Genomic DNA, 25,085 nt, shown 5'->3' on the forward strand with positions numbered 1-25,085 from the left:
GATCCCGGGAAGCAGGAGAAGCAGGGTCGCGGCGAGGAGACCGAACCTTCTCATCGGCGACGTCCTTTCAGGGGGGCGACTGGATTATAGATCGATTCCCAAGCGCTCTGGCCTAGCCATTAGTCGATACGGGTTTGGAAAAGGTTCGATCGATGGAATGGTCTGGGGGCGGGCGGTGACTCCGCGTCCAGGGGTCGACAGGTGGCGCGGCTTTGTCGCGGGCTGGCGGCTTGCCGAGTAAGAGGCCGGGGAGCGGGTCGATGCCGTGCCCCACCTGCAAGGCAGCGCAGCACTTACATGAGATCGGGATCCTTTGGGACGGCTGGAGCCGGTTACTTCTTCACGGCATGCACAGTCAGGGCGGTGACGCCATCGCGCTCGGCCGGCGCGCCGGTCATCTCCACCTGATCTCCCGCCAGCTGCTTCGCCTTGCGGAAGGCGGTCGGGTCCTGGTGATCCGCGGTCAGGAGGTAGAGCTTCCCGTCGGTGGTGAGAAGGCCGAGCGGCTGGCCCATCTGCGCGCACTTCAGGGCGCATTGCTGATGCTCCGATCCCTTGGCGCCATGACCGATGTAGCAGGCCAGATCCAGAATCTCCCCTTTCACCGTGATGTCGGGCGCCTCCGCGTGCGCGTGCGCATCGTGTGCCGAGAGACTGGTCGGGATTGAAAGCGTCAGAGCTACGAGTGTCGCCATGCATGACCATTTGGACATCTGATTTTTCTCCATCGAAACCCTCATTTCTGAGAAGTAAGACTTCCACAAACCGTCCACCCTTGGTGCCCGGCTGGCCATGGGACTCCAGCCCGGAGTACCGATTGAAGCCTGGCCGGGACGGCACCGCGTCAGGGATGTTCCGCGGAGGGCGCCGCCTTGGCGCCGGCCGGCTGCTTGCCGGCGGACGAGGGAGTGACGGCCGATCCTGAACCCTGCAGGTAGCCGAGCGAGCGCAACACCTCCTTGAGTCGGGGATCCGCGGGGACGGGACCGGGGTCGGCGGGCAGGCGCTTATCGTTGGTGCGCTCCTTCCAAAGGGCGAGGACCTCCCGCTCGTGGGCCATGACGCGCGGCATGCCGCCCGCCACGTTCTTGCGATCCCAGTCCTGCGGACCTTCCTTCCTGCGGTACAGCTCGACCGCGGAACGGTCGAGGCCTGCGGGGGCTTGGCTGTTCTCAATGAACTTGACCCCCTCCTCCGCAACCATGACCATCGTTCCGGTGTCGAGCTCGCCGGCAGGACGCGCTTCCGCGAAGGCGGGCCGCTGCAGGGGCATGACCTTGTCGGGGGCGGGGGAAAGATTGCGCACGATCCCCTGCACGCCTTCGGGGACCGGCAGACCGAGGAGCGACAGCAGGGTCGGCATCAGGTCGACGTTGTCGGCCATGTCGCGCACCTGATTCACCCGCGCGAAGAGCTCGGGGCAGGTCAGGACCAGGGGGACCTTGATCCCGACGTCGTACAGCGAGCTGCCGTGGCCGAAAGCGCCGTGCTCCAGCAGCTCCTGGCCGTGGGTTGCGGTCGCCACGAAGAGGCTGCTTCCGAGCCAGCCGCGCTGCTGGAGATCGTCGCGCAGGGCGCGCATCTGGGCATCGTTGTGGAAGATGGCGGCGTCGTAGACCTTCCGCGCCGCCGCCGCGAAGCGGGATGGGTCGGCCTTCAGGTACTTGAGGTCATCCAGGGTGGCCAGCGACAACGGCCCGGGGCGGCGCTCCAGCAGCCGCTTGCGGATTCCGCGATACCATTCGAGCTCCTTCGCATCGATGAATCTCCCGCCGGCCGGATCCGGCACCCCGAAGGGTTGCAGCGGATCGGCGGAAATGACGGTCACGAAGACCGGCGCCGATCCTCCCGAGGCGTCGAGCCATTGCTTGACGCGCGCGTTGAGGACCGAGGAGCTTTCGGCAGGACCCCGTGACGCCTTCGGATAGAACGGCCCGGGGACCTCTTCCACCCAATCGAAGCCCTGCTGCAACCCGCTCAGCGGCCCCACCAGCGGGTGCGCCGAGAAGAGCGCCGTCTTGTAGCCGTTTTCCTTGAGGACCTCGGCGAAGGTACGCGCGGCCGCGGGAAGCCGCTCCCCCGCGCGATTCACGCCATGCGCCGAGGGAAAGAGCGCGGTGAACAGCGAAGCCACGGCGGGAGCGGTCCAGGGAGACACCGAGTAGTGGTTCGTGTAGGTAATCCCCTCCTCCATCATGCTCACGAGGTTGGGCGTGGTCATGATCGGATAGCCGTAGGCGGTCACTTCGGTCGCTCCGAGGCCGTCGATTACGTAGAGAAAGACGTTGCGCCGCACCGTTTTTTCCGCATCGTCAGGCGGCTTCGCAGGCGGCTGTTTTTCAGTGGTGGCGGGCGGAGGCTCCTGGGGAGGATTCTGCCCCTCCGCCTGGAAGGAGGACCCCAGGAGCAGAAGTGAGGCGGCCACGCCAGGAAGTGCTCGCTTGAGACGCTCGATCAAGGCCGCCATAACCTCGTGCTGAAGTAGCGTTCCCCGAGATCCGAGAAGATGGTCACGATGCGGGCGCCCGGCTCGCGGCGCGCCACTTGACGCGCCGCGTGAAAGTAGGCTCCCGAAGATTGTCCCACGAACAGCCCGGCCCGGGCCAGATCCAGGCAGGCGGATGCTGCCTCATCGGTCGAGACCCGAATCCTCTCGTCGATCAGGCTCGCGTCCAGGATCTCCGGCACGATATCCTGCGGGCTTTCCAGCGGCTTGAGGCCTTCGATGCCGGGAAAGGCCTCCGGGACGACGCAGACGACCCGGAGGCGCGCATCGTGCTCCTTCAGTCGCCGCCCCACACCCGTGAGCGTCCCCCCCGTGCCGATTCCGGCGACGAGATGAGTCAGCCGTCCCGCGGTCTGCTCGAGGATCTCCGACGCCGTGCCGTCGTAATGGGCCATCCAGTTGTGTCGGTTGGCATATTGATCGGGCATGAAGTAAAGCGCCGGATCGCTCGTGGCCAGGCGATGCGCTTCGCGCAAGGCGGCGTCGTACCCTTCCAGCGGATCGGTCTGCCGCAGCTGTGCCCCGTGCGCCAGGATGCGCTCCTTGCGCTCGGCCGAGGCGTTTCCGGGGACCACCAGCGTCACCGGCACGCCCATCATCGCGCCGATCATGGCGTAGGCGATGCCGGCGTTGCCGCTGGATGAATCGAGAATCCGCCGGCCCGGCGTCAGCTCCCCCGCGATCGACGCCTCGAGCAGCATCTGCGCCACCGGGCGATCCTTCACCGATCCGCCGGGATTCGACCATTCCGCCTTGGCCAGGATCTGCGCGCCGCCGTCCGTCGTTCCGGGGATGGGAAACAGCCGGGTGCCGCCGATCAGGCGCAGGACGGGAAAGCGCTCGAGGAAGGGGCGGTAGCGAGGCGAGCTTTCCAGCCAGGACATCAGGCCTGGCGGGCTGCGTCGGCGCAGAACTGCTCGTAATCGACGAAGCCGGGGAAGACGGCGCCGTCGCCGCAGTAGCGGCAGGCCGGATCGCGGCGCAGCTTCAGCATGCGGAACTCCGCCTTGAGCGCGTCGTAATGCAGCAGGCGACCCACCAGCGTGTCGCCGGCTCCCAGGATCAGCTTCACGGTCTCCACCGCCTCCAGCAGCCCGACGACTCCGGGCAGCACTCCGAGCACGCCGGCATCGGCGCACGACGGGGCCAGCTCGGCCGGCGGCGGCTCCGGATAGAGGCAGCGGTAGCAGGGCCCGCGCGGCGGATCGAACACCGTGACCTGGCCTTCGAAGCGATAGACGCTGCCGTGCACGTTAGGCTTCTTCATCAGGACGCAGGCGTCGTTGACCAGATAGCGGGTCGGAAAATTGTCACTGCCGTCCACAATGATGTCGTAGTCCTTGAAGATCGACTCGACGTTGGCGCTGCTCAGCCGCGCCTCCATCGGGACGACTTTGATGGCTGGATTCAAGCCCGACAAGGTGCGGCGGGCCGATTCGGTCTTGGGCATGCCGACCCGATCCGCCGCGTGCAGAATCTGCCGCTGCAGGTTGCTCTCGTCGACGACGTCGAAATCGACGATCCCGAGCGTCCCGACGCCGGCGGCGGCGAGATAGTAGCCGGCCGGGCTGCCGAGCCCGCCGGCCCCCACAAGGAGAACCCGGGACTGCAGCAGCTTGATCTGCCCCGCTTCCCCAACCTCCGGGATCATCAGATGGCGGCTGTAGCGGCGCCGGTCCGCCTCCGAGAGGACGCGCGGCACCTCGACCGGATTCCCCTCGTTGCGCCACCGAGTGAAGCCGCCCGCCATCGAGACGACGTTGTCGTATCCCAGCCGCTGTAACCCTTCCGCCGCCAGGAGCGAGCGATTCCCCGCCGCGCAGTAGGCGACCACCGGAGTGCTGCGGTCCGGCTGGAGCCCCTCGATGCGCAGCTCCAGGAAGCCGCGCGGCAGGTGCACTGCCCCGGGCAGGTGCCCCTGATCCACTTCGTCTTTTTCCCGCACGTCCAGCAGGAAAGGTGGATTAGGCCCCGCCAGCCGCTCCTTCACCTGGGAAGGCGTCTCTTCCTTGATGCGGGCGCGCAGATCGCGCAGCAGGTCCTTGGCCGTGGTCGGCAACGCGGCATCCGCCGAAGGCCCCTGCTTGCCCGCGCCGCCGGCGACGGCCGGGACGATCGACAGCACGTCCCCTTCCTTCACCTTCGTCTCGAGGCCTTCGAGATGTCGCAGATCGTCCTCGTTCAGATAGAGGTTCACGAACCGGCGCAAGTCTCCCTTCTCGTCGCGCAGGCGCGCGCCGATGCCGGCGCACTGCGCCTCCAGATCTTCCAGGACTTCGCGGGCGGTGCTCCCCGCCGACGGCACCTGGTCCCTGCCTCCCGACAGGGAGCGCAGCGGCGCGGGAATCCTGACGATTACGACAGGCATGTCTGGCGCTCCGCGCTCGAAGTCTCGACGCGTATCTCCTCTTCCTGAAACACCCTCCCCCGCAGCACCCAGGATCGGCGCGAGGCCACCACGCCGGCGGCCACCTCGAGGATCAGGTAGGACCAGCTCTCCGCTTCCTGCCAGATCTCCTCGGCCCGCTGGCGATCGGTCTCCGAGGGACGCGAAGGGTGATCGGGATGCGAGTGGTACACCCCCAGCACCTCGAGCCGTCGCGCGCGGGCCTCGTTCTCGATGCGCAGATAATCGGCAGGATCGAGATCGTAGCGGTCCGCCGCCCGCTCGCGGTTCAGGTTGGCCGCCTGCTTCGCTTCCATGACCCGGCGCGCGCCGGGCGCCTCGATGCGCCCCACCAGAAGGCCGCAGACTTCGTGCGGATAGCCCGATCGGGCGTGGGCCTCGAGGGCCCGCTCGGTCGCCGCATCCAGGATCAACACGTCGCCCGCGAGCCTCCGCTGCAATCGATCATGAGTGGGATTGGGACCAAAAAAAGTATAGCACACGGGATCGGGCCTTCCGCCCGCGCCCTCAGTGCGCCTAAAACAAAGGGCAGGCCGAAATCGGCCTGCCCTTCCTGACGATTCCTGGTGAGCCGTGGAGGACTCGAACCTCCGACCCGCTGATTAAGAGTCAGCTGCTCTACCAACTGAGCTAACGGCCCAGGGTGAAGTCGCGATCACGACGCCGATCGCTTCTCCTCTGCATGGAAAGGCGCGCATTCTATACGTGGGCGCGTGAGGCGTCAAGATTTCCGGGGGTCGGGAAAAGGTTGGGGTGAGTGGAGGGTTTCGAACCCTCAACCCCCTGATCCACAGTCAGGTGCTCTGCCATTGAGCTACACCCACCACACTCGGTGCCCGACGGAGTAACGTGGTGCGCCTGGAGGGATTCGAACCCCCGGCCTACGGCTTAGAAGGCCGCCGCTCTATCCAACTGAGCTACAGGCGCGTGAGGCGTATTGTAATCCGTTCCGGCGCGCTGAAAGAAGCCGAACTGTAGCAGACCCCGCTCCCGGCCCGCAACGACGGGCCCGGGCTCCTCAGGCGCGACCCGACTCTTCGCGCTGCAGATCGGAAGTCGCCTCTTCCCATTCATCGTAGAGATGCGCCAGCTCGATCTCGAGGCTCTTCTTCTCCTCGCCCAGGCTGCGCGCCAGCCCCGGCTCCCGGTAGGTTTCTCCCGAGGCGAGCGCCTCTCCGATCTCCTTGAGGCGGGTCTCGTGGGGCATGATCTTGGCCTCGAGGGAGCGGATGCGCTCCTGCGCCCGGCGCAGCTCGCGGCCCCGGCGGTTGCGGGCCTCCGCCTGGGCGCGCCGGTCTTCACGGCTCGGGCGAACGCGACTTTCGCTCGGGCTCCCGCGGTCCGCGCGCGCCTCTGGAACCGTCGGAGCGGCGCCGGTCCCTCCCGCACCGGGTGATACGGAGGATACCGTCGCGCTTCCCGCGAGGGCACGCGCGTTCTTCCCGGCATTCGACGCGCTGCCGCTTCCGGGAGCGGCCGTGGCTCCCGTCTTCAACGCGCCAAGGTAGTCGTCGTATCCGCCCCGGAAGGAGAGAAGCTTTCCCTGGTCGAAGGCCACGACCTTCGTCGCCACCTTGTTGATGAAGTAGCGGTCGTGGGAGACGAACAGGAGCGTGCCGGTAAATCCCGCCAGCGCGTCCTCCAGGGCTTCGCGCGTCGGCAGGTCGAGGTGGTTGGTCGGCTCGTCGAGAAGCAGGAAATTGCCGGGATCGAGCGTCAGGCGCGCCAGGGCCAGCCGGTTCTTCTCGCCCCCGCTCAGGACCTCGACGCGCTTGAACACGTCCTCCCCCGAGAACTGGAAGATGCCGAGCAGCGAGCGCAGCCTCTGCGCCCCCATGCCGGGCGCCCAGGCCTGCATCTCCTCCAGCACGGTCCTGCCCGCTGTGAGCGTCTCCAGAACATGCTGCGCGAAGTAGTGCAGGACCACCTTCTCCCCCAGCTCGACCTGGCCCGCCTCGGGCGTTACGCGCCCCGCCAGGATCTGAAGCAGGGTGCTCTTGCCACAGCCGTTGGGACCCACCAGCGCGACGCGATCTCCCCGGAAGATCTCCAGGCTCGCGCCGGCGAGCACGCGCCGGCTCCCGTAGGACTTGTCGATATCGCGCAGCAGCGCCACGCGCTGCGCGGAGCGCGCCACGGCGGGAAAGCTGAAATTCCAGGAGAGCTCCTCCGCCATCAGCTCGGTGTGCTCCATCTTCTCCAGCATCTTGATGCGGCTTTGCACCTGCCGGGCCTTGGTGGCCTTGTAGCGGAAGCGCTCCACGAAGCGCTCGATCTCCTCCACCCGGTGCGCCTCCTGGGCCGCCTTCTTGCGCGCGATGTCGCGCGCCTCGTCCTTAGCCTTGCGGAAGCGGTCGTAGTTTCCGGCCCACACCCTCACCTTGCCGTTCTCCACCTCGGCGATCGACGTCGCCAGACGGTTGAGGAAGGTGCGATCGTGCGACACGATCACCAGCGCCGACGGGGCGTCGGCCAGAAAGGCTTCGAGCCAGGCGACCGCTTCGAGATCGAGGTGGTTGGTCGGCTCGTCCAGCAGCAGACAGTCGGGACGGCGCAGCAGCAGGGCGCCCAGCGCGGCGCGCATGCGGTAGCCTCCGGAGAACTCCTTCAGAGGCCGGGCATGGTCCTGCGGCGCGAAGCCCAATCCTCCCAGGATGATCTTGGCCCGGATCTCCAGGTCGAAGCCGCCGGCCGCCTCGAAGCGGTGCTGCACCTCACCCGACTGGCGCGTCAGCGAATCGAGGCGCTCCCCCGTCGCGGTGGACATCTCAAGGTGCAGTCGTTCGAGCTCGCGCTCCAGGTCGTAGACCTCGCGGAACGGCTCGAGCATGGCCTCCAGCAGAGTCCCTTCCGGGAGGCGCGCTCCTTCCTGGGGAAGGTAGCCGAGGCTGGTGCCGCGGACGATGTCGACACTGCCGGCGTCGGGCTCCTCGAAGCCGGCGATGAGGCGCAGCAGCGTCGTCTTGCCGGCGCCGTTGGGACCCACCAGCCCGACGCGGCCATCCGGCGGGATCAGCCATTCCACTTGGCGCAGCACTTCGTGGACGCCGTAGTTTCGAGAGACGCGCGACAGGCGAATCATCGGCTCGTTTCAGCGGATGGGAAATCCGGGAAGGAGGAAAAATGGCGCGCCCGAGAGGATTCGAACCTCCGACCCCCAGCTCCGGAGGCTGGTGCTCTATCCAGCTGAGCTACAGGCGCGCTTGAATCCCGGCGAGGCCGGGAGGACGGAAAGCTTGGTCGGGGCGAGAGGATTCGAACCTCCGACCCCCTGCTCCCAAAGCAGGTGCGCTACCAGGCTGCGCCACACCCCGCGAATCCACTTCCGGAAGCATCGGATTATTGCGCAGCAGGAAACCCGGCGTCAATGCGCCCGGTCCGCCTTGCGTCAGTTGACCTGCCCCTGGCCGGATGGGGAAACCCAGGCGCCGAGGTCCGACGGGTTCAATCCGACGCCGCGCACCGCCGACTCCCAGGCTTCCTGGGGCGAGCTGCTGAAGAGGACGGCCTTGTTCAGAGGAGCGATGAGCCAGTCGTTGCGCAGGATCTCGTCGACCAGCTGACCGGCGCTCCAACCGGCATAGCCCAGCAGCAGGCGGAAGGACGCCGGGGGCCCCTTGGCGATCTCGGAAAGGCTCGTGACATCGCGGCTGAGGCGGACGCCCTGAAAGGCGGGCGGCGGCTGCGATTCCCCTTCCGCCAGCGGCAGCGCGGCCTCCTGCGAGTCGAAGATGACGGTCCCCAGGTGCGGCTGGACCGGACCGCCGAAGAAGACGCGATCCTCCCCGCCCCCTGCCCAGGTGATCCCCATGGTCCGCAGCACCTCGGCCACCCGGCTCTCGGTCACGCGGTTCACGATGAACCCGGCGCTGCCGCTGTCTTCGTGGCTCACCAGGAGAATGACGCTCTTGTGGAAAAAGGGATCGACCACTTGTGGCGTGGCCAGGAGAAAAACCGGGGGCTCCAATCGGGCATGCTCGTCGGGCATGTCCGCAATCCTAACGCATCGGAGCCCAAAGTCCATATCGACGGCGCAAGCGCCATTGACAGGTAGGATCCCGCCCCCTAGAATGCCTTTTCCACCCGCGGCTTCCCCGCTACAGCATCGGAGGAATCGTGAAGATCGGCCTCCTGGGCTTCCCCAAGGTCGGGAAGACCACCCTGTTCAACATCCTCACCGGCTCCGAGCTGGCGGTGGAGAAGTTCTCCACAGGGAAAGCGGAGCCGCATCTGGGCGTGGCCAAGGTGCCCGATGCGCGGCTGGATCGGCTGGCGGCCCTCTTCAAGCCCCGCAAGCTGACGCCGGCGCAGGTCGATTACCTGGACATCCAGGGGCTGGCGAAAGGAGAGGCGAAAGACGCGCTGTTCCTGAAGGAAATGCGCAACGTGGACGCGATCGCGCATGTCGTGCGGGCCTTCACGGATGATGAGATTCCGCATCCGGAGGGCAGCCTGGATCCCAGGCGGGATCTGGAAACCATGGAAACGGAGTTCCTGCTCTCCGACCTGGAGGTCGCCTCCCGGCGCGTGGAGAAGCTTCGGCTGGGGTTGAAGAAGCTGAAGAACGCGGAGGACGAGAAGGAGCTGGCCGTGCTGTCGCGCTGCCTCGAGGCGCTGGAGCGCGAGACGCCGATTCGCAGCCTGGAAATCTCTCCCGAGGATGAGAAGCGGCTGCGCGGCTTCGCCTTCCTGACGGCCAAGCCGCTGCTGGGCATCGTCAACATGGGGGAGGAAGACGCGGGGCGCATCGGCTCGTTCCGCCCCCACTTCGAGCTGGAGGAATTCGGGGCCAGGCCAAAAGTGGCGCTGTGCGCCGTCTCGGCGCGCATCGAGATGGAGATTGCCCGCCTCTCCTCCGACGATGCGCTGGCCTTCATGAAAGACCTGGGCCTGGAGGAGCCCTGCCTGGATCGAATTCTGAGGGCCTCGCACGAACTTCTGGGGCTGTCGGTTTTCTTCACCACGGGCGAGGACGAGGTGAAGGCCTGGTCGATTCCGCGGTCCTGCCCCGCCCAGCGTGCCGCGGGGACAATCCACTCCGACATCGAGCGCGGCTTCATCCGCGCCGAGGTGATTGCCTACGATCGCCTGATGGAGGCGGGAACGCTGGCCGCGGCGCGCGACAAGGGCTGGCTGCGCCAGGAAGGGAAAGAGTACAAGGTCGCGGACGGCGACATCATCAATTTCAAGTTCAACGTCTAATCTTTGCTCGCGAGTGCCGCCACGGCGCGCACCAGGGCATCTTCCTGCTGCGGGAACACGGTGCGCAGATCCAGCACCAGGGCGCCGTCCTGGATGCGGCCCACCACCGCGGGAGTGCCGGCGCGCAGCAAGCGCTCCAGCTCGGCGGCCGATCGTCCCGCACAGGAGACGGCCAGCAGCCAGGTGGGCAGCTCTTCCAAGGGCGCCGCTCCTCCCCCCACCACCGAAGATCCCGGCAGCAGCCGTGCCGTGACCGCCCCCCCGCTCGCCGTGGCGATCGCATCCGCCAGCGCCCCGCATCGCTCCTGCAGGCGCCCGGCGCTCTCGGCAATCATCCGCAGGACCGGGACCTCGCTCCAGGCGCGACCGGTGACGTAGGCCTGCAGCGTCGCCTCGAGGGCCGCGTAGGTCAACTTGTCGGCGCGCAGCGCCCGGCTCAGCGGGTTGTCGCGCAGGCGGCGCACCATCACCTCGCTGCCGATCAGGATTCCGGCCTGCGGCCCTCCCAGGAGCTTGTCGGCGCTGAAGCTGACCAGATCGGCTCCTTCTGAAAGGATCTGCGACACCGCTTCCTCTCCCTTGATGCCCACCGCGGCGACATCCAGCAGGTTGCCGCCGCCCTGGTCCACCATGACGGGGATGTCCCGCTTTTTCCCGAGCGCCACCAGCTCCTGCAGCGAGGCCTGATGCGTGAAGCCGACGATGCGGTAATTGCTCGTGTGGACTTTGAGGAGGAGCCCGGTGCGCGGCCCGATCGCCTTTTCATAGTCGGCGATGCGTGTCCGGTTCGTCGTCCCGACCTCGCGCAGGATCGCCTGGCCCTTGCGCATGACGTCGGGGATGCGGAAGCTTCCCCCAATCTCCACCAGCTCGCCGCGCGACACGATGACCTCCTTGTCCTCGGCGAAGGTGTTCAACGCCAGCAGCACCGCCGCGGCGTTGTTGTTGACGACGTGGGCCCGATAGCCGGGAAAGAGGACGGACAAGAGCCTTTGGGCATGCACCGATCGGGACCCGCGGGCCCCTTTCTCGAGGTCATATTCCAGCGTCGTGTACTCCCTCCCCACGGCGGCGACCCGGGAAAGGGCGGCCTCGGAGAGAGGCGAGCGCCCCAGGTTGGTATGCACGATCACCCCGGTCGCGTTGATCACGCCGCGCAGGGAGGATTCGAGATCGGAGTCGAGCCTGTCGAGGAGTCGGCGAGGGAGCCGCTGCAGCCACTCTGCCCGCTCCGCCCCCCTGGCCGCGCCCCTGGAGAGCGCCTGGCGCAGCTCGTCGACCAGGCCGCGCAGCGCCGCCGCGACCCGCTCCCGCCCGTGGCGGACGCTGGCTTCCTCAACTTCCGGGAGCCGGAGCAGCACGTCCACTTTAGGGACCTCTTTGAGGCGCTCCTGGAGCGATCGATCGCTCAATTCCCGCCTCCTCGGTAGAGGTTCCCGAAACCCAACTCCATGGGTTGCAGCGCCTTAGCGGGATGCGATCCGGGGGGCACCAAGGCTTTTCTCCTGGTGTTGAAGGGAGGAACGGGGGGACCTATATTCTGCGTGGTGATCCGGGCATCCTCTTTCACCGCAAGAGCATAGCACATGGAGCCGGGCCGTCATGACACTCGAAGAGGAAATCGCAAGGCTGGAAAAGCGGGTCATCCAGCTCAGGATTCAGTTCGATCTTTTTTTCGCGGGGGGACTTCCCAAGCCGCCCCTCGATCCGCGCGATGATCTCGACCGCGACATCAAGCGGATGGGAAGCACGCGCGACATGAAGCTGTCGCAGCGCTTCATGTACAACACCCTGCTGAACCGATGGAACATCTTCACCGAGCTCTGGAACAAGAGGATACAGGCGCGCGAAGAAGGGACCCGCATCCCTGCCGTCGCCCGGCGGCGGCAGGGCTCCTCCCCTGCACCCCAGCCTCCCACCGCACCGGCACCCGGCCGGCGGGACCCCGCGGAGCGCCGGCTGGTGGCCCGCGCCGCAATCTCCAGCGCCCGGGACGCCGAAGGAGAGCTGAAGACCTTCTACCGCTCCTTTCTGGAAGCCCGGCAAGGCGAAGGCAAGGCCCCGAGCTTCGAAAAGTTCCGCACCGAGATCGAGAAACATATCGAGATCATCCGCAGGAAGTCGTCTTGTGAGCGCGTGGACTTTCGCCTATACTTGGAAAACAATAAGGTTGCGCTGAAGGCGAAACCCCACAAAGAGGAGGACGAAGTCTCTTGAGCCGCAAGCTTTGCCATGTCATCGCCCTGGCGGCGGCCTTGGCGGTTTGTCCGATCGGCCCTCCGGCGCGCGCGGCGCAGCAAGAGCCGCACGCCACCGCCCCAGGCTCCCTGGATGACACTTCGATCGTGACCGTCCCCAAAGAGCGCCTCTCCGATGTCGACTACTGGCAGGGAGCGGTCGCTGCGGCCCCCGAGGATGTCACCCTTCATCTGGCCCTGGGCAATGCCTACGCCATGAATCGGCGCCTGCGCGAGGCGGCCGAGCAGTACAAGGAAGTCCTGCGCATCTATCCCGAATCGAAATCGGCCCTGAACAACCTCGGCTCGGTCTACCGCGCCATGGGCAAGCCCAACGAGGCGCTGGAGGCCTACCGGAAAGCGTTGAAGGTCGACCCTCACTATGGGCTGGCCTATTACAACATCGGGACGATCTACCACCGGCAGGGATATTTCGAGGAGGCGGTGGACAGCTACGGAAAGGCGTTCAAGTACGACCCGGGGCTGACCGACAGCAAGCGTAACCCTCAGGTGGTCGCGAACAAGCTTCTTTTCGTCGTGCTGTTGCACAATTACGTGGAATCGGCGGGCAGCCTGGCGCTTCCTCTCGAACCGGCTTACCCGGACAATCCGGCGAAGTAAACCGGCCTTACGGCCGCCGTCGGCTCCCGAACTTCTTTCCCCCATTCTCCAGGAACCGCGATGCGTCTCGGCAGGGTGGCAGGTTTCGTGCTCCTCGCCGGAGCGCTGGCGCCTCCCGCCGGCGCCTGGACGGGACCGACCCGCCAGCACATGGTGGACGATGCAATTAGAATGTGTCCTCCCTCGCTGGCCACCTTGCTGCAAAGGTACCGGTCCGATCTCATCCACGGGATGATGGACCCGTTGGCCGGGGAGTCGGGAGAGGAGCACCGGCAGCACCTGCCGGGAACCTACGGCGGCGCCGCCTCCAGCATCGCCCGGCACGCCGATCAGGCGGTGACGATCATCGGTCAGCCGGGACGCTTGAGGCTGGCCATTTACGCCCTGGGCACGGCGGCCCACTTCACGGCGGACGTAAATTTCCCCTTGAATTGCGCCGCCGGGGGCGTGGGGGATCCGTTGTTCTACAACGACTACGCCGTCTACGCCGAGTCGAAAATGGCGCGCTTCCCGGTGGTGCTGGACGAAAAGCCCAGAGAATCTCTTGCCAAGGATCGCCTGGAGGAGTTCGGCCTGGATGCGGCGCGGCGATCCTCCTCTCTGGTGACACATGTCCGCTCGGCCTATACGCCGGGCGGCAAGCGCATCTCCGCAGCGGCCTTCGACGAAAAATCGCTGCCGTTCGGCGTGGCCTCGTTGAGTTACTCCCAGGCGGTGAACGATATCGCCCGGTTGTGGACCCACCTGTGGCTGCGGGCGGGGGGCGATGTCAGCGGACAGCCCTTTCCCTTCGAAAGCGGCTCCACCAACGGAAAGACCAGGAAAAAGAGCTCGAAGGGAGCCAAAGATGCCGCCGCCCGCTGAGCGCAGGCTCGCCCTGCTGAGCGTTCACGACAAGACGGGACTGATCGACCTGGCGCACGGCCTGAGGGAGCATGGTTTCACGCTGCTGTCCACCGGAGGGACGGCCGCCGCGCTGCGCGAGGCGGGCCTGCCCGTAGTGGAAGTCTCGCAGCACACCGGCTTCCCGGAAATCCTGGATGGCAGGGTCAAGACGCTGCATCCAAAGATCCATGCCGGTCTGCTGGCGCGCCGCGATCTCCCCGCCCACCTCGGGGCGCTCGAGGAGCTGCACATCGAGCCGATCCAGCTCCTGGCGGTGAACCTCTATCCTTTCGAGGCCACCGCCGCGAAGCCGGGGGCATCGCGCGAGGAGATCCTCGAGATGATCGACATTGGCGGCCCTTCGATGATCCGATCCGCCGCCAAGAACCACCGCGATGTCGCGGTGGTGGTCGATCCGGCGGACTATCCCCGCATCCTCGCCGAGCTGCGCGAAGGCGGCGTCTCGCAGGAGACGCGGACCGCGCTGGCCGCGAAAGCCTTCGCGCGCACCGCCGAGTACGATCGGGCCATCGGAACCTACCTGGCCGCAGGCGGAGATCCCGGCCCTTTCCCGGCGACGCTGCAGCTCTCCTTCCACAAGGTCTCGGGGCTGCGCTATGGCGAGAACCCGCACCAGGAAGCGGCCTTCTACCGGGAAGGCGACGCCCCCGCCGGATCGATTGCGCGGGCCGAGCCTATTCAGGGGAAGGAGCTCTCCTTCAACAACCTGCTGGATCTCGACTCCGCCTGGCGGCTGGTCAGCGAGTTCGACCCGCCGGCCGCGGCGATCATCAAGCACAATAATCCGTGCGGCGCCGCCGTGGCCGGCTCCGCCGCCGAGGCCTTCGCCCGGGCCCGCGACGCCGACCCACAGTCGGCTTTCGGCGGCGTGGTGGCGCTCAACCGCCCGCTCGATGTCGAAACCGTCCTGGAGATTGGCGCCTTGTTTCTGGAGGCAATCGTCGCCCCGTCGGTCCCGGAGGAGGCGCGCGCTCTTCTCAAGAAGAAGGCGCAGCTGCGAGTGCTCGCCGCTTCGGCTTCGCGCCTGGAGCTGGGAGGCCTTGACCTCCGGCGGGTCAGCGGCGGGTTGCTGACCCAGACGTGGGATCGGGAGACGGCCAGCGTGGCGCAAGGAAGGGTGGTGACCCGCCGGGTTCCCACTGCCGCGGAGCTGGAGGACCTGGAGTTCGCCTGGAAGATTGCGAAGCACGTCAAGTCCAACGCCATCGTTTACGCGGCCGGCGGCCGCACACTGGGCATCGGCGCGGGACAGATGAGCCGGGTCGACGCGGCCAGGCTGGGGGTGCAGAAATCGCTGACCCCGCTCTCCGGCTGCGTCCTGGCGTCCGATGCCTTCTTCCCCTTCCGCGACGGCATCGACGCGGCCGCACAGGCGGGCGTGGCGGCGGTGGTGCAGCCGGGAGGCTCGCTGCGCGATCCGGAGGTGATCGCGGCCGCGGACGAGCACGGCCTGGCGATGATCTTCACGGGCGAGCGGCATTTCCGACACTGACAACGGGAAAGGACCATGACCAAGGAAGTGAAGCGGAACGGAGAAGACCTCAACCTCTGGAACATCGTCTGCCGCGAGTTCGACAAGGCCGCGGCGAACCTGGGCGTCCCCGAGGGGCTGCTGGCGCAGATCAAGGCCTGCAACGCCGTCTACTACGTCCAGTTCCCGGTGCGCATCGGCGACCGTTACGAGATCTTCCAGGGTTGGCGCGCCGAGCACTCGCAGCACCGCAAGCCGACGAAGGGAGGCATCCGCTACAGCGAGCACGTGACCCAGGACGAGGTCATGGCGCTGGCCGCCCTGATGACCTACAAGTGCGCCATCGTGGACGTGCCCTTCGGCGGATCGAAAGGCGGCATCTCCTTCAACCCGAAGAAGTACACCAAAGAGCAGCTGGAGCGCATCACGCGCCGCTACACGGTGGAGCTGGTGCGCAAGAACTTCATCGGTCCGGGCGTCAACGTCCCCGCTCCCGATCTGGGGACCGGGGAGCAGGAGATGGCCTGGATCGCCGACACCTACGACGCGCTGACCCCCGGCCAGATCGACTCGCTCGCCTGCGTCACCGGCAAGCCGGTCACCCAGGGCGGCATCCGCGGGCGGCGCGAGGCCACCGGACGCGGCGTCCAGTACGGCATCCGCGAAGCCTTCAAGCATCCCGAGGATTTGAAGAAGCACGGCCTGTCCGGCTCGCTGGAAGGCAAGCGGGTCGCGGTGCAGGGGTTCGGCAACGTGGGCTATCACGTCGCGAAATTCCTCTCCGAAGAAGACGGCTGCAAGATCGTGGGCGTGGGCGAGGTTGACGGTGGCGTCTATCACCCCGAAGGGCTGGACGTCGGGCAGCTGGTGACGCACCGAGCGGCGACCGGGTCGATGAAAGGGTTCCCGGGGGCGAAGGACCTGCAAAGCCCCGCCGAAGTCCTGGAGGTCGACTGCGACATCCTGGTCCCGGCGGCGCTCGAGAACCAGATCACGCTGAACAATGTCGAGCGGATCAAGGCGCGCATGGTGGCCGAAGCCGCCAATGGTCCGACCACCCCCTCGGCCAGCGAGAAGCTGAACCACAAGGGAGTGCTCCTGATCCCGGACATCTATCTCAACGCGGGCGGCGTGACCGTCTCGTACTTCGAATGGACCAAGAACCTGTCGCACATCCGCTACGGCCGCATGGAGAAGCGTCTGGACGAGATCTATCGGGAGAAGATGGTCAGCGTCCTGGAGCAAGCCACGCACCTGCCGCTGCAGGAGGCACGCCGGCGCGATCTGATCCAGGGGGCCGACGAGGTCGACCTGGTGAACTCGGGCCTGGAAGGAACGATGCAGAACGCCTACCGGGAGATCCGCGAGCAGCTGCTGGCGGATCCTGCGCTGGGGGACCTCCGCACCGCCGCCTATGCGGTGGCGATCCGCAAGGTGGCGAGGAGCTACATGGAGCTGGGGGTGTTCCCGTGAAGGCGGGCTACTTCTGGTTCAGCGTCCGGTAGGTCAGCCGGTCGGCGTAGGCGTAAAAGACCTTGTCCTTGGGCCGGTCGCGGTAGTGATCGGCGACTTCACGCAGCTTGGAAGCCTCCTCGTCGTGGGCGTCTGAGTTCAGCGCCTCGTCGAGGCGCTGCAGCGCCTCGGGGCAATTTCCCCCCTTCATCGACATCACCGCCCAGTTGTACCAGGCATTGCGGATGAACAGGTCGATCTCGCCGAGGTGCTGGTCCTTGGGAAGGCGATAGAACTTGCGCAAGGCGCTCTCGTAGTCCTTCTCCAGGAAATACTCCTTGGCGGTCTGCAGATCCTCCTGCAGCCGCTTCTGGTCCTGCACCCGACTCGCCGCCTGATCGAAATTCGACTTGGCGTCGATGTTGGCCGGGTCGAGCTCCAGCACCTTCGAGAAGGACGCCGCCGCTTCGGTGTATTCGCCCCGCTCCATGTGAGACCTGCCTGTGTCGAACAGGCGAGCGATCTCCTTCTGGGTTTGCTCGGCAGTCAGCGCGGGTGCCGGGACTTCGGCGCCCGACGGCTGGCCCGCCGCGGCGGCGCCGTTGCCCACCCGGCTGCTGTTGCCGCTGAGCCCGACGTTGGCCGGCTCGGTCGTCGGTTGGGAAGGGGCCTTCTGGGGCCTGATGGGCGCGCGGCGGATCGGAGGAGCACCCGCGCCGCTCCCCTGCCCCGATTCCGAGGCGGAGCGAGCTCCCAGGTACCACCAACCTGCTCCCGCCACGATCCCCGCGACGATCATTCCGAAGAAGATCTTGCCGAGCGGCAAAGACGCCCGCTCTCGGCGCGGCAAGGGAACGGGACGGGCCGGCCTCGCCTTTTCTCTCGGTGCCTGACGTTGCATGGGAGTCTCGACCGCTTCTCCCGCGACAACCGGCGAGGCGGGCATGCTCCCGAGATCGCCCGAAAGATCGGGATGCTCCGGGCTTTCGGGGGCATCGTCTTTCTGGTGCTTCGCGGCGGTCGTTTTGGAAGCAAACGATGTCGAAGGGTCCTCGGAGAGATCCATCAGCGGAATCGGCTCGGCTTCCCGCTCGCCGGGATCCGCCGGTTTCTCGGAGGAGGGACCCAGGTTGAGCTGGGCCAGCTCGGCTTCCCAATCCTCGTTGAGGATATCCTCCAACCCCGCGGCACGCGTTGGCGCCGGTTCCGGGGTAGGCTCCTCGAGCACCGGCGCCTCTTCGATCTTCTCCGTCGTGCCCATGCGCATCGTCTGGGATGGATCGAAGCTCTCGGACCCGGGCTGCGGCTCAAAACCCTCGGGCGGCGCCTCGGCGGTCGATGAACCCGGGGCGAGCTTCTGCTGCAGCGCCTGGATCTTGGCGTTCAGCTTGTGCGCCTCGGCGTGGCGTGAATTCAGGAAGAATATCTTCTGCAGCTCGGCCGAGGCCTCGTCGAGGCGCTCTTGGACGAACAGCTGACGCGCAATCTCCAGGTGCTCGTCGATGAAGGGCTGGGCCTCGTACGCCTCGCGCGCTTCTTCCAGCACCTCGCGCACCGCCTCCGAGCGGGGCGCCAGCTGCAGCAGCGACTGGCAAATCTCCATCGCGTCGAGGTACCGGCCGGCGGAGAGGAATTCCCGCACCCTCTGGATGCCGTCGCGTACCTTGGCGATGGTCTCCGGGGATTCGGGCGATTCCGACGGACCTTCGGCAGGAGCCGCCTCAAGCGAGGAGGAGGCCTCATCCAGCAGGAGCGAGGCCATCCGGATTCCTTCCTTGGCGCGCTGATTCTCGGGATCGGCCTGCAGCGCCTCCTGCCAGATTTGAATCGCCTGGCGGTAATCGCCGGAATGGTAGAGAGCCGTGGCCTTGAGGTTGAGCTGATTTGCCAGCGCGGTTCCCGACATCGGCGCCAATGCCCCCCGGCCGAGATTCGGCCTATGTGCCTGAATTTATGCTTTTTGTGGCCGGAGTCAATGCATGGGGCTGAGGTGGCTGGCATGGACTAAGTAGCTGAAACTGAATGGCTTCAGGACCGGGGTGGGTCAACGACGAGGGGAGAGCCTCACCGGGTTGGGAGGCTTGCGACCGTCGAGCATGTCCACCAGGTTGACGGCGGCCATCATCGCCATGGCCTGCCGGGTTTCCACCGTCGCGCTGCCGATGTGCGGCAGCAGCACGACGTTGGGCATGGCCAGCAAGGGACGTGGAACCCTGGGCTCGTGCGGGTAGACGTCGAGCCCCGCCCCGAAAAGCTTCCCGGACCTCAGTGCAGCGACCAGCGCCGACTCGACGACGATCTCGCCGCGCGCCGTGTTGATGAGCACCGCGCCGGGCTTGAGGAGGGCGAGCTCGCGCGCTCCCAGGAGCCCGCGCGTGGAGGGGCCGCCCGGAAGATGGATGGTGAGGACATCGGAGGCGGCGAGAAGCCGCCGCAGCGGACGATAGCGCGGGCCGCTCGCGCCGACGCGGCCCGGCAGGCGCGTCCGCGACCAGTAGATCGTCTGCATCGAAAAGGCGGTGGCGCGGCGCGCTACCTCCCGCCCGATGCGTCCCATTCCGAGGATCCCAAGGGTCTTCCCCTGCAGCGAGTGGCCCAGATGGAACGTGGGACTCCATCCGGGAAAGCCTCCGGCGCGAATCAGACGATCCCCTTCGACGACGCGGCGCAGGACCGCGAGGATGAGCGCCCAGGTGAGATCGGCGGTGGCGGCGGAGAGGACTCCGGGAGTGTTCGAAACGGGGAGGCCCAGTCGCCGCGCTTCCTCGAGGTCGAGGTTGTCGACTCCCACGGCGCAGTTCGCGATGCCGCGCAGCCTGGGAGCCGCGCGCAGGATCCAGCGGTCGATCCGATCCACCGGGGTGCAGAGAAGCCCGTCCACGTCGCGGATCTGACTCCGGAGCTCGGCGCGCGTCATGGGGCGGTCCGGTGCGTGCAGCCGCACCCGGCAGCGGCGGGCCAGGTAGGCCAGCGCCGGCTCGGGAATCCTCCGGGTCACCAGGACGAGCGGTTTCGCCATCGAGGATCACTCGGGTCACAGGCGAGGATCGAGGATCACCTTGAGGGATTCGCCGGCCCCCGCCACCAGATCGAAGGCTTCCTGGGCGCGTGCCAACGGCAGCCGGTGGGTCACCATGGAGGCGACGTCGACCCGCCGGTGGGTGATGAGCTCGAGCGCGGTGAGCATGTCGGCGGGCGGGCCGGCATAGGAATGGACGATACGGATCCCGTCGCTCCAGAGATCGTGCAGCGGCACCGGCAGGTCGGCGCCGGGAGGGACCGGGGCGAAGAAGAGAATGGCACCACCCCGATCGACGCTGGCGAATGCCTGCCGGACGGCCTGCGGCGCCGCGGTGCAGACCAGGACCTGCTCCGCCCCGCGCCCGCCGTTGGCGCGGCGGATGCGCGCCGGGACGTCCTCGGTCGCGGGAATCACCTCGTCGGCGCCGAAGCGGCGCGCCTGCTCGAGACGATAAGGGACCGGATCGGTCGCGAAGATCCGCCCGGCGCCGAGAGCCCGGGCCAGCTGGATGTGCAGGATGCCGGAGATGCCGCTGCCGAGCACCGCCACGCTGTCCCCGGGGGCGAGCCCGGAAATCCTCTGGGCCCGCACGGCGCATGCGAGCGGCTCGACGAAGCTTCCTTCGTCGCTGGACACGCTCTCGGGGAGGCGGAGGGTCCCGCGCGCCACGTTGGCGGGCGGCAGTCGGATGAGCTCGGCGAAGCCCCCGGGATCGAAGTGCGTCGTGCGCAGCGTGTCGCACACGCTGTGCCGGCCGGTGAGGCAGTAGCGGCACACATCGCAGGGAACATGGTGCGTGGCGACGACCCGGTCTCCGGTCCGAAAGGACGCAACACCCGCCCCGACCTCCGCGACGGTTCCCGCGACTTCGTGGCCCAGCACCAGCGGCGCCTTCGGCAGGCGGTACCACTCCATCACGTCGGAGCCGCAGACCCCGCTGGCTTCCACTTTCAAGAGCAGCTCGCCATCTCCGGGGCGCGGGGCAGGGCGCTCTTCGAGGCGCAGGTCGCGGTTGGAATAGTAGACGGCCGCCTTCATCCGCGCCGGCTTCCGCGCGATTTCTCGTAGAGCGCGTAGGCCTGCTCCACCGAGGCGTTCTCCTGTACCACGGCGCGCACGGCGCGAATCATCCCGACGGGGGAATCGGACTGGAAGATGTTGCGCCCCATGTCCACCCCGCGCGCCCCGGCCCGCACGGCATTGAAGGCCAGATGGAGGGCGTCTTGCTCGGGCACCTTCTTGCCGCCGGCGATCACCACGGGCACCGGGGTGCCGCGGACCACCTCCTCGAATCCCTCGCAGTAGTAAGTCTTCACGAAATGGGCCCCGATCTCGGCGGCGATACGGCAGGCCAGGCCGAGGTAGCGCGCGTCACGCGTCATCTCCTTGCCCACCGCCGTCACGGCGAGGACCGGGATGCCGTAGCGCTCTCCCTGATCCACCAGGCGGGCCAGGTTCAGCAGGGTGCGCCGCTCCCCTTCCGCCCCGACGAAGATCGACAGCGTCACGGCGCTGGCGTTGAGCCGCAAGGCATCTTCCATCGCCACCGTCAGCCCCTCGGCGGAGAGCTCTGTCAGGACGCTGGTCCCCCCGGAGACCCGCAGGACGATCGGCACCGCCGTCTCCGCCGGAACGCAGCGGCGCAGCACGCCGCGGGTCAGCATGAGGGAGTCGGCATGCGGCAGCAGCGGCTCCAGGGTCTTGCGAGGCTCTTCCAGCCCCGAGGTGGGGCCGAGGAAGTAGCCATGATCCACGGCGAGCATCACGGTGCGTCCCGAATCCGGCTTCAGGATTCGGCCGAGTCGATTCTGGATTCCCCAGTCCATGCGAGGCGCTCCTTAGCGGCTTGAGAAGCCTGTCGTGTGAGCCGTCATTCTAGCCGATCTGCCGCGGGCCCCGGAGGGAGCGACAGAACGGCGGCCCCCTGGATCGCGCCGCGGCGAAAATCGTCCAGCGCCCGGGCGGCGGCCGACAGCGGATAGAGGGTCACCGTCGTCTCGAGATCGCAATCGGCGGCGATCTCCAGGAAAGCCTCGCCGTCGGCGCGCGTCAGGTTGGCCACCGATCGGAGCACCCGTTCTTTCCACAGCAGCTCGTAGGGGAACGAGGGGACGTCGCTCATATGGATTCCGGCGCAGACCACGGTGCCCGCGGGGCGCACCGCTTTCAGGGCCACCGGGACCAGCTCTCCCGCGGGGGCGAAGAGGATGGCGGCGTCCAGCGGCTCGGGGGGAGCCTGATCCGAGCCTCCGGCCCATTCGGCTCCCAGCGACCGGGCGAAGCGCTGGCGCTGCACGTCGCCCGGGCGGGTGAAAGCGAAGACGCGGCGGCCCTGATGGCGCGCAACCTGAGCCAGCAGATGCGCCGAGGCGCCGAAGCCGTACAGCCCGATGCGCCCGGAATCGCCGCACAGGCGCAGGGCGCGGTAGCCGATCAGCCCCGCGCACAGCAGCGGCGCGGCATGAGCATCGGAGTAGCGCTCGGGAAGGCGAAAGCAGTAGCGCTCATCGGCGAGGACGCGCTCGGCATAGCCGCCGGGCAGGTGATAGCCGGTGAAGCGGGCACTCTCGCACAGGTTCTCGTTTCCGGATCGGCAATAGAAACAGACGCCGCAGGTCCACCCCAGCCAGCCGACGCCGACCCGCTCGCCGAGGGAAAAGCGGGCGGCCCCCTCCCCCGCCGCCGCGACGCGCCCGACAATCTCGTGCCCGGGGACGATCGGCAGCACCGGATCGGGAAGCTCGGCATCGATGAGGTGCAAGTCGGTGCGGCAGACGGCGCAGGCGGCTACTTCCAGGACGACCTGACCGGGGCCGGGGTGCGGCTCGGGACGATCCTCCAGCCGCGGCGGATGGCCGGGTTGCGAGAGGATCCAGGCTTGCATCGGGGCGCGTCAGTCCTTTCCGGTGAGGGCGACGCCGGCACCCGCCACGACCAGGCAAGCCCCGGCCAGACGGCGGGTCAGCAATGCGTAGCGCGGCTGGCGCGCCAACCCGGCGGCCTTCCCGGCGAAAATCCCGTAGCCCGCCAGGACGAGAAACTCCACCACCACCGAGCTGACTCCGAGGATGAGGACCTGCCAGCCAATCGAGCCTTTCGGATCGAGGAATTGCGGCAGCAGCGCCGTGAAGAAGATGAGCGATTTCGGGTTCGCCGCCTGCAGGACGACGCCGCGCGCCAGCAGCTTCGTGCCCACAACGCCCCCGCGCGCCGCCTCGGGAGCCGCCAGCGGATCCTCCCGGCCCAAAAAAGTCTTCAGTCCAAGGAAGACGAGATAGAGGGCCCCGCCCCACTTGATGATCAGGAAAACTTTCTGCGAAGCGAGCAGGACCGCTCCCAGGCCCAGCGCCGAGAGGAAAAAGTAGAGCGCATTGGCCGTCAGGATTCCCAGGTTCGCCCACAGTGAGCGCGCCGCGCCGTAAGCGAGCGCCTGCGACACCACGAACAGCACCGCGGGACCCGGCGTGAGACACAGCGCCGTCTCGGTCACCATGAACAGGCCCCACGTCTGCCAGTTCAAATCGCCCTCCAATCTCTCGGGACTTCGCCCATCAGCGCCGGCGGGTTTCCAGGTCACATTCCTTAGCGCCGTGAAGCCCTCAAGGCTTGCCGCCGGCCTTGACCTTGTCGAGCGCCTCCAGCATCTGCGGCAAGCCTTCGAAAGATGGGTTGAGCTCCTTCACCTTCGCGAAGGCCTCTTCGGCCGTTTTCACGTCCTGCTTGTCGAACAGTGAGACGATCCCGAGGTTGAGCCAGGACTGCCAGTGCTGCGGGCTGACGGCGAGAGAGCTCCGGAACTGGCGGATCGCCTCGTCGGGCTGGCCCAGGCGCTGGAAGCAGATCCCGAGATCGGTGCTGATGTTCGGATTGGAGGGGTCGACCTCGAGGGAACGGCTGTAGTACTCCTTCGCCTTGTCGAACATGCCGGCATCGTAATAGATATCCCCGAGCCGGCCCAAGGAGCGCGCATCTTTCGGATTGTCCTGCACCGCCTGGCGCAGCGCCGCCAGCTCCTGCTGCACCTTCTGCATCGTCTCCATGCTCGGCGCCCCGCCCGCCGCCGCTGGCGGCTCCTGCGGCTGGGGCGGCGTCGCTCCCCGTCCCATCGGATCGGAGGGATTGACAGGAGCCTGCATCGGGGCGGCGGTGCGCTCTGCAGACGGCTGCTGATAGACGAAATGGGCGATGCTGAACCCGACCAGAAAACCGAAGAAAATCCCACCAAGCAGAAAGCTGGCGTTCTCTCGATTCATCCTTTCTCCGCGCGCAATGGAAGGGGGAAACCGTCGCGAAAGTAGCATGTGCTCATCGCGCAAGTCAAACCACGCACAAGTGTTTGCGAGGCGCGATCGCGTGTGGTATATGGGCGCCGATGATGCCACCCACCCGCTCGGGACGAATCGGCCTGGTCATCGTCGTCACCTTCGCCCTGCTCGCCCTGCTCGCTCCGAATCTGAGCCGCCTTCTCGGCCAGGATCCCTATCGTCCCGTGGTGCCGCAAGGCAGGATTCCGCCCACCTCCCCCGATGCCGAGCATCCGCTCGGCACCGACTCTCTGGGACGCGATCTTCTCTCCCGCATCCTCTACGGCGCGCGCGTCTCGCTGGGAGTGGGGGTGCTGGCCGAAAGCGTGGCGCTGCTGCTGGGCACGCTGATCGGCGGGCTCGCCGGGTTCTACGGCGGGAAGATCGATGAAGCGCTCATGCGCCTCGCGGACGTCTTCTTCTCGCTGCCGGCGCCGCTGCTGGCGCTGGCGGTCATCGCCGCCCTGCCGGATCCCTCGGCCCTTCCCTTGCTCGGGATGCTGCCCGAGCCGAGCGTGGTGCTGGTCTTCCTGGTTCTCGGACTGGTCGGATGGGCCGGCATCGCCCGATTGGTGCGCGCGCAGATTCTGGTCCTGCGCGAGACGCAGTTCAGCGCCGCCGCGCGCGCGTCCGGCGTCGGCGACGGCCGGCTGCTTTTCGTCCACCTGCTTCCCAACGCCCTTTCGCCGCTGATCGCCACGGCGACGCTCGGGGTGGCGGGGAACATCCTGGCGGAGGCCTGGCTCTCGTTCCTGGGGGTCGGGGCCCACCCGCCCCTTCCCTCCTGGGGCGTCATGATCACGGAGGGACAGAACTACCTGACGACGCACCCCTGGGTCTGTGTCTATCCCGGATTGGCCTTGCTTCTGGTCGTCCTGGGCCTCAACTTGCTCGGCGACGCCCTCCGGGAGCAGATCGATCCCCGTCTGCGATCCGGAAGGGCCTGAAAGAGATCGA

General features: G+C 67.1%; 22 protein-coding genes and 5 tRNA genes. 7 read left to right on the top strand and 20 right to left on the bottom strand.

Annotated features, from left to right (window positions below):
* Positions 1–332 precede the first annotated feature (332 nt).
* The 12 genes from VFW45_12075 to VFW45_12130 all read right to left on the bottom strand — a co-directional run bounded on the left by VFW45_12075 (position 333) and on the right by VFW45_12130 (position 8,901).
* Entirely contained in the window at positions 333–713 is a 381-nt protein-coding gene (locus tag VFW45_12075; GenBank protein ID HEU5181522.1) for a hypothetical protein, read from the bottom strand.
* A 131-nt stretch (positions 714–844) separates the two neighbouring features.
* Entirely contained in the window at positions 845–2,467 is a 1,623-nt protein-coding gene (locus tag VFW45_12080; protein ID HEU5181523.1) for a sulfatase, read from the bottom strand.
* The gene (locus VFW45_12085; protein HEU5181524.1) at positions 2,455–3,390 is read right to left on the bottom strand and encodes a cysteine synthase family protein; all 936 of its coding nucleotides are present in this window, start codon (positions 3,388–3,390) and stop codon (positions 2,455–2,457) included. Before VFW45_12085 ends, VFW45_12080 begins: the two co-directional genes overlap by 13 nt.
* The gene (moeB, locus tag VFW45_12090) at positions 3,390–4,874 is read right to left on the bottom strand and encodes a molybdopterin-synthase adenylyltransferase MoeB (GenBank protein ID HEU5181525.1); all 1,485 of its coding nucleotides are present in this window, start codon (positions 4,872–4,874) and stop codon (positions 3,390–3,392) included. The genes VFW45_12085 and moeB overlap by 1 nt, the downstream gene beginning before the upstream one ends.
* Positions 4,862–5,329: a M67 family metallopeptidase gene (locus VFW45_12095; GenBank protein ID HEU5181526.1), complete on the bottom strand. Its 468-nt coding sequence runs from the start codon at positions 5,327–5,329 to the stop codon at positions 4,862–4,864. The genes moeB and VFW45_12095 overlap by 13 nt, the downstream gene beginning before the upstream one ends.
* A gap of 148 nt (positions 5,330–5,477) precedes the next feature.
* A tRNA-Lys gene (locus VFW45_12100) sits at positions 5,478–5,553 on the bottom strand.
* A gap of 109 nt (positions 5,554–5,662) precedes the next feature.
* Positions 5,663–5,737 (bottom strand) — tRNA-His (locus tag VFW45_12105).
* 26 nt (positions 5,738–5,763) lie between these two features.
* Positions 5,764–5,840 (bottom strand) — tRNA-Arg (locus VFW45_12110).
* 91 nt (positions 5,841–5,931) lie between these two features.
* On the bottom strand, positions 5,932–7,995 hold the full coding sequence (locus VFW45_12115; GenBank protein HEU5181527.1) for an ABC-F family ATP-binding cassette domain-containing protein: 2,064 nt from the start codon (positions 7,993–7,995) through the stop codon (positions 5,932–5,934).
* 42 nt (positions 7,996–8,037) lie between these two features.
* Positions 8,038–8,114, bottom strand: a tRNA-Arg gene (locus VFW45_12120).
* Between the two features lie 36 nt (positions 8,115–8,150).
* Positions 8,151–8,227, bottom strand: a tRNA-Pro gene (locus VFW45_12125).
* A gap of 74 nt (positions 8,228–8,301) precedes the next feature.
* Complete coding sequence (locus VFW45_12130; GenBank protein HEU5181528.1) at positions 8,302–8,901, bottom strand: YqgE/AlgH family protein; 600 nt, start codon at positions 8,899–8,901, stop codon at positions 8,302–8,304.
* Between the two features lie 128 nt (positions 8,902–9,029).
* Here VFW45_12130 and ychF point away from each other — a divergent pair, with 128 nt between their 5' ends.
* Positions 9,030–10,115, top strand: a complete 1,086-nt coding sequence (gene ychF, locus VFW45_12135; protein HEU5181529.1) for a redox-regulated ATPase YchF — start codon at positions 9,030–9,032, stop codon at positions 10,113–10,115.
* On the opposite strand, the gene selA is transcribed toward ychF, so the two are convergent.
* On the bottom strand, positions 10,112–11,527 hold the full coding sequence (gene selA / locus VFW45_12140; GenBank protein HEU5181530.1) for an L-seryl-tRNA(Sec) selenium transferase: 1,416 nt from the start codon (positions 11,525–11,527) through the stop codon (positions 10,112–10,114). The two genes, ychF and selA, sit on opposite strands and share 4 nt — an antisense overlap.
* 190 nt (positions 11,528–11,717) lie before the next feature.
* On the opposite strand from selA, the gene VFW45_12145 reads away from it, so the two are divergent.
* Genes VFW45_12145 through VFW45_12165 form a run of 5 tightly spaced genes read left to right on the top strand, consistent with a single transcriptional unit; the run spans position 11,718 to position 16,823 of the window.
* A complete protein-coding gene (locus tag VFW45_12145; GenBank protein HEU5181531.1) occupies positions 11,718–12,332 on the top strand; it encodes an MXAN_5187 C-terminal domain-containing protein in 615 nt (204 codons plus the stop codon).
* Positions 12,329–12,973: a tetratricopeptide repeat protein gene (locus VFW45_12150; protein HEU5181532.1), complete on the top strand. Its 645-nt coding sequence runs from the start codon at positions 12,329–12,331 to the stop codon at positions 12,971–12,973. The genes VFW45_12145 and VFW45_12150 overlap by 4 nt, the downstream gene beginning before the upstream one ends.
* A gap of 60 nt (positions 12,974–13,033) precedes the next feature.
* Positions 13,034–13,837: a hypothetical protein gene (locus VFW45_12155; GenBank protein ID HEU5181533.1), complete on the top strand. Its 804-nt coding sequence runs from the start codon at positions 13,034–13,036 to the stop codon at positions 13,835–13,837.
* A complete protein-coding gene (purH, locus tag VFW45_12160; protein ID HEU5181534.1) occupies positions 13,821–15,371 on the top strand; it encodes a bifunctional phosphoribosylaminoimidazolecarboxamide formyltransferase/IMP cyclohydrolase in 1,551 nt (516 codons plus the stop codon). Before VFW45_12155 ends, purH begins: the two co-directional genes overlap by 17 nt.
* A 15-nt stretch (positions 15,372–15,386) precedes the next feature.
* Positions 15,387–16,823, top strand: a complete 1,437-nt coding sequence (locus VFW45_12165) for a Glu/Leu/Phe/Val dehydrogenase (GenBank protein HEU5181535.1) — start codon at positions 15,387–15,389, stop codon at positions 16,821–16,823.
* Between the two features lie 7 nt (positions 16,824–16,830).
* On the opposite strand, the gene VFW45_12170 is transcribed toward VFW45_12165, so the two are convergent.
* The 7 genes from VFW45_12170 to VFW45_12200 form a co-directional block, all read right to left on the bottom strand.
* Positions 16,831–18,708 (bottom strand): hypothetical protein, encoded by a 1,878-nt coding sequence (locus VFW45_12170; GenBank protein ID HEU5181536.1) that lies wholly within the window; start codon positions 18,706–18,708, stop codon positions 16,831–16,833.
* A 138-nt stretch (positions 18,709–18,846) separates the two neighbouring features.
* On the bottom strand, positions 18,847–19,821 hold the full coding sequence (locus tag VFW45_12175; protein HEU5181537.1) for a D-glycerate dehydrogenase: 975 nt from the start codon (positions 19,819–19,821) through the stop codon (positions 18,847–18,849).
* A 15-nt stretch (positions 19,822–19,836) separates the two neighbouring features.
* Positions 19,837–20,862: a zinc-dependent dehydrogenase gene (locus tag VFW45_12180; protein HEU5181538.1), complete on the bottom strand. Its 1,026-nt coding sequence runs from the start codon at positions 20,860–20,862 to the stop codon at positions 19,837–19,839.
* Positions 20,859–21,650, bottom strand: a complete 792-nt coding sequence (gene lsrF / locus VFW45_12185; protein HEU5181539.1) for a 3-hydroxy-5-phosphonooxypentane-2,4-dione thiolase — start codon at positions 21,648–21,650, stop codon at positions 20,859–20,861. The genes VFW45_12180 and lsrF overlap by 4 nt, the downstream gene beginning before the upstream one ends.
* Positions 21,651–21,694: 44 nt before the next feature.
* Entirely contained in the window at positions 21,695–22,708 is a 1,014-nt protein-coding gene (locus tag VFW45_12190) for a zinc-dependent alcohol dehydrogenase family protein (protein ID HEU5181540.1), read from the bottom strand.
* 9 nt (positions 22,709–22,717) lie between these two features.
* The gene (locus VFW45_12195; GenBank protein ID HEU5181541.1) at positions 22,718–23,344 is read right to left on the bottom strand and encodes a LysE family translocator; all 627 of its coding nucleotides are present in this window, start codon (positions 23,342–23,344) and stop codon (positions 22,718–22,720) included.
* 79 nt (positions 23,345–23,423) lie between these two features.
* Positions 23,424–24,077: a tetratricopeptide repeat protein gene (locus VFW45_12200; GenBank protein ID HEU5181542.1), complete on the bottom strand. Its 654-nt coding sequence runs from the start codon at positions 24,075–24,077 to the stop codon at positions 23,424–23,426.
* 122 nt (positions 24,078–24,199) lie between these two features.
* On the opposite strand from VFW45_12200, the gene VFW45_12205 reads away from it, so the two are divergent.
* Complete coding sequence (locus tag VFW45_12205) at positions 24,200–25,075, top strand: ABC transporter permease (protein HEU5181543.1); 876 nt, start codon at positions 24,200–24,202, stop codon at positions 25,073–25,075.
* The last annotated feature ends 10 nt before the right edge of the window (positions 25,076–25,085 follow it).

The organism is Candidatus Polarisedimenticolia bacterium (genome assembly GCA_035764505.1).
GTDB lineage: Bacteria > Acidobacteriota > Polarisedimenticolia > Gp22-AA2 > AA152 > AA152.

Excerpts from the sequence above, each read along its gene's own strand:
- VFW45_12170 (HEU5181536.1), bottom strand. The coding sequence starts at position 18,708 with ATGTCGGGAACCGCGCTGGCAAATCAGCTCAACCTCAAGGCCACGGCT.
- VFW45_12190 (HEU5181540.1), bottom strand. The coding sequence starts at position 22,708 with ATGCAAGCCTGGATCCTCTCGCAACCCGGCCATCCGCCGCGGCTGGAG.
- VFW45_12130 (HEU5181528.1), bottom strand. The coding sequence starts at position 8,901 with ATGCCCGACGAGCATGCCCGATTGGAGCCCCCGGTTTTTCTCCTGGCC.
- VFW45_12175 (HEU5181537.1), bottom strand. The coding sequence starts at position 19,821 with ATGGCGAAACCGCTCGTCCTGGTGACCCGGAGGATTCCCGAGCCGGCG.
- VFW45_12145 (HEU5181531.1), top strand. The coding sequence starts at position 11,718 with ATGACACTCGAAGAGGAAATCGCAAGGCTGGAAAAGCGGGTCATCCAG.
- VFW45_12075 (HEU5181522.1), bottom strand. The coding sequence starts at position 713 with ATGTCCAAATGGTCATGCATGGCGACACTCGTAGCTCTGACGCTTTCA.
- VFW45_12085 (HEU5181524.1), bottom strand. The coding sequence starts at position 3,390 with ATGTCCTGGCTGGAAAGCTCGCCTCGCTACCGCCCCTTCCTCGAGCGC.
- VFW45_12080 (HEU5181523.1), bottom strand. The coding sequence starts at position 2,467 with ATGGCGGCCTTGATCGAGCGTCTCAAGCGAGCACTTCCTGGCGTGGCC.
- VFW45_12180 (HEU5181538.1), bottom strand. The coding sequence starts at position 20,862 with ATGAAGGCGGCCGTCTACTATTCCAACCGCGACCTGCGCCTCGAAGAG.
- VFW45_12115 (HEU5181527.1), bottom strand. The coding sequence starts at position 7,995 with ATGATTCGCCTGTCGCGCGTCTCTCGAAACTACGGCGTCCACGAAGTG.
- lsrF (HEU5181539.1), bottom strand. The coding sequence starts at position 21,650 with ATGGACTGGGGAATCCAGAATCGACTCGGCCGAATCCTGAAGCCGGAT.
- VFW45_12155 (HEU5181533.1), top strand. The coding sequence starts at position 13,034 with ATGCGTCTCGGCAGGGTGGCAGGTTTCGTGCTCCTCGCCGGAGCGCTG.
- moeB (HEU5181525.1), bottom strand. The coding sequence starts at position 4,874 with ATGCCTGTCGTAATCGTCAGGATTCCCGCGCCGCTGCGCTCCCTGTCG.
- VFW45_12205 (HEU5181543.1), top strand. The coding sequence starts at position 24,200 with ATGCCACCCACCCGCTCGGGACGAATCGGCCTGGTCATCGTCGTCACC.
- VFW45_12165 (HEU5181535.1), top strand. The coding sequence starts at position 15,387 with ATGACCAAGGAAGTGAAGCGGAACGGAGAAGACCTCAACCTCTGGAAC.
- purH (HEU5181534.1), top strand. The coding sequence starts at position 13,821 with ATGCCGCCGCCCGCTGAGCGCAGGCTCGCCCTGCTGAGCGTTCACGAC.
- VFW45_12200 (HEU5181542.1), bottom strand. The coding sequence starts at position 24,077 with ATGAATCGAGAGAACGCCAGCTTTCTGCTTGGTGGGATTTTCTTCGGT.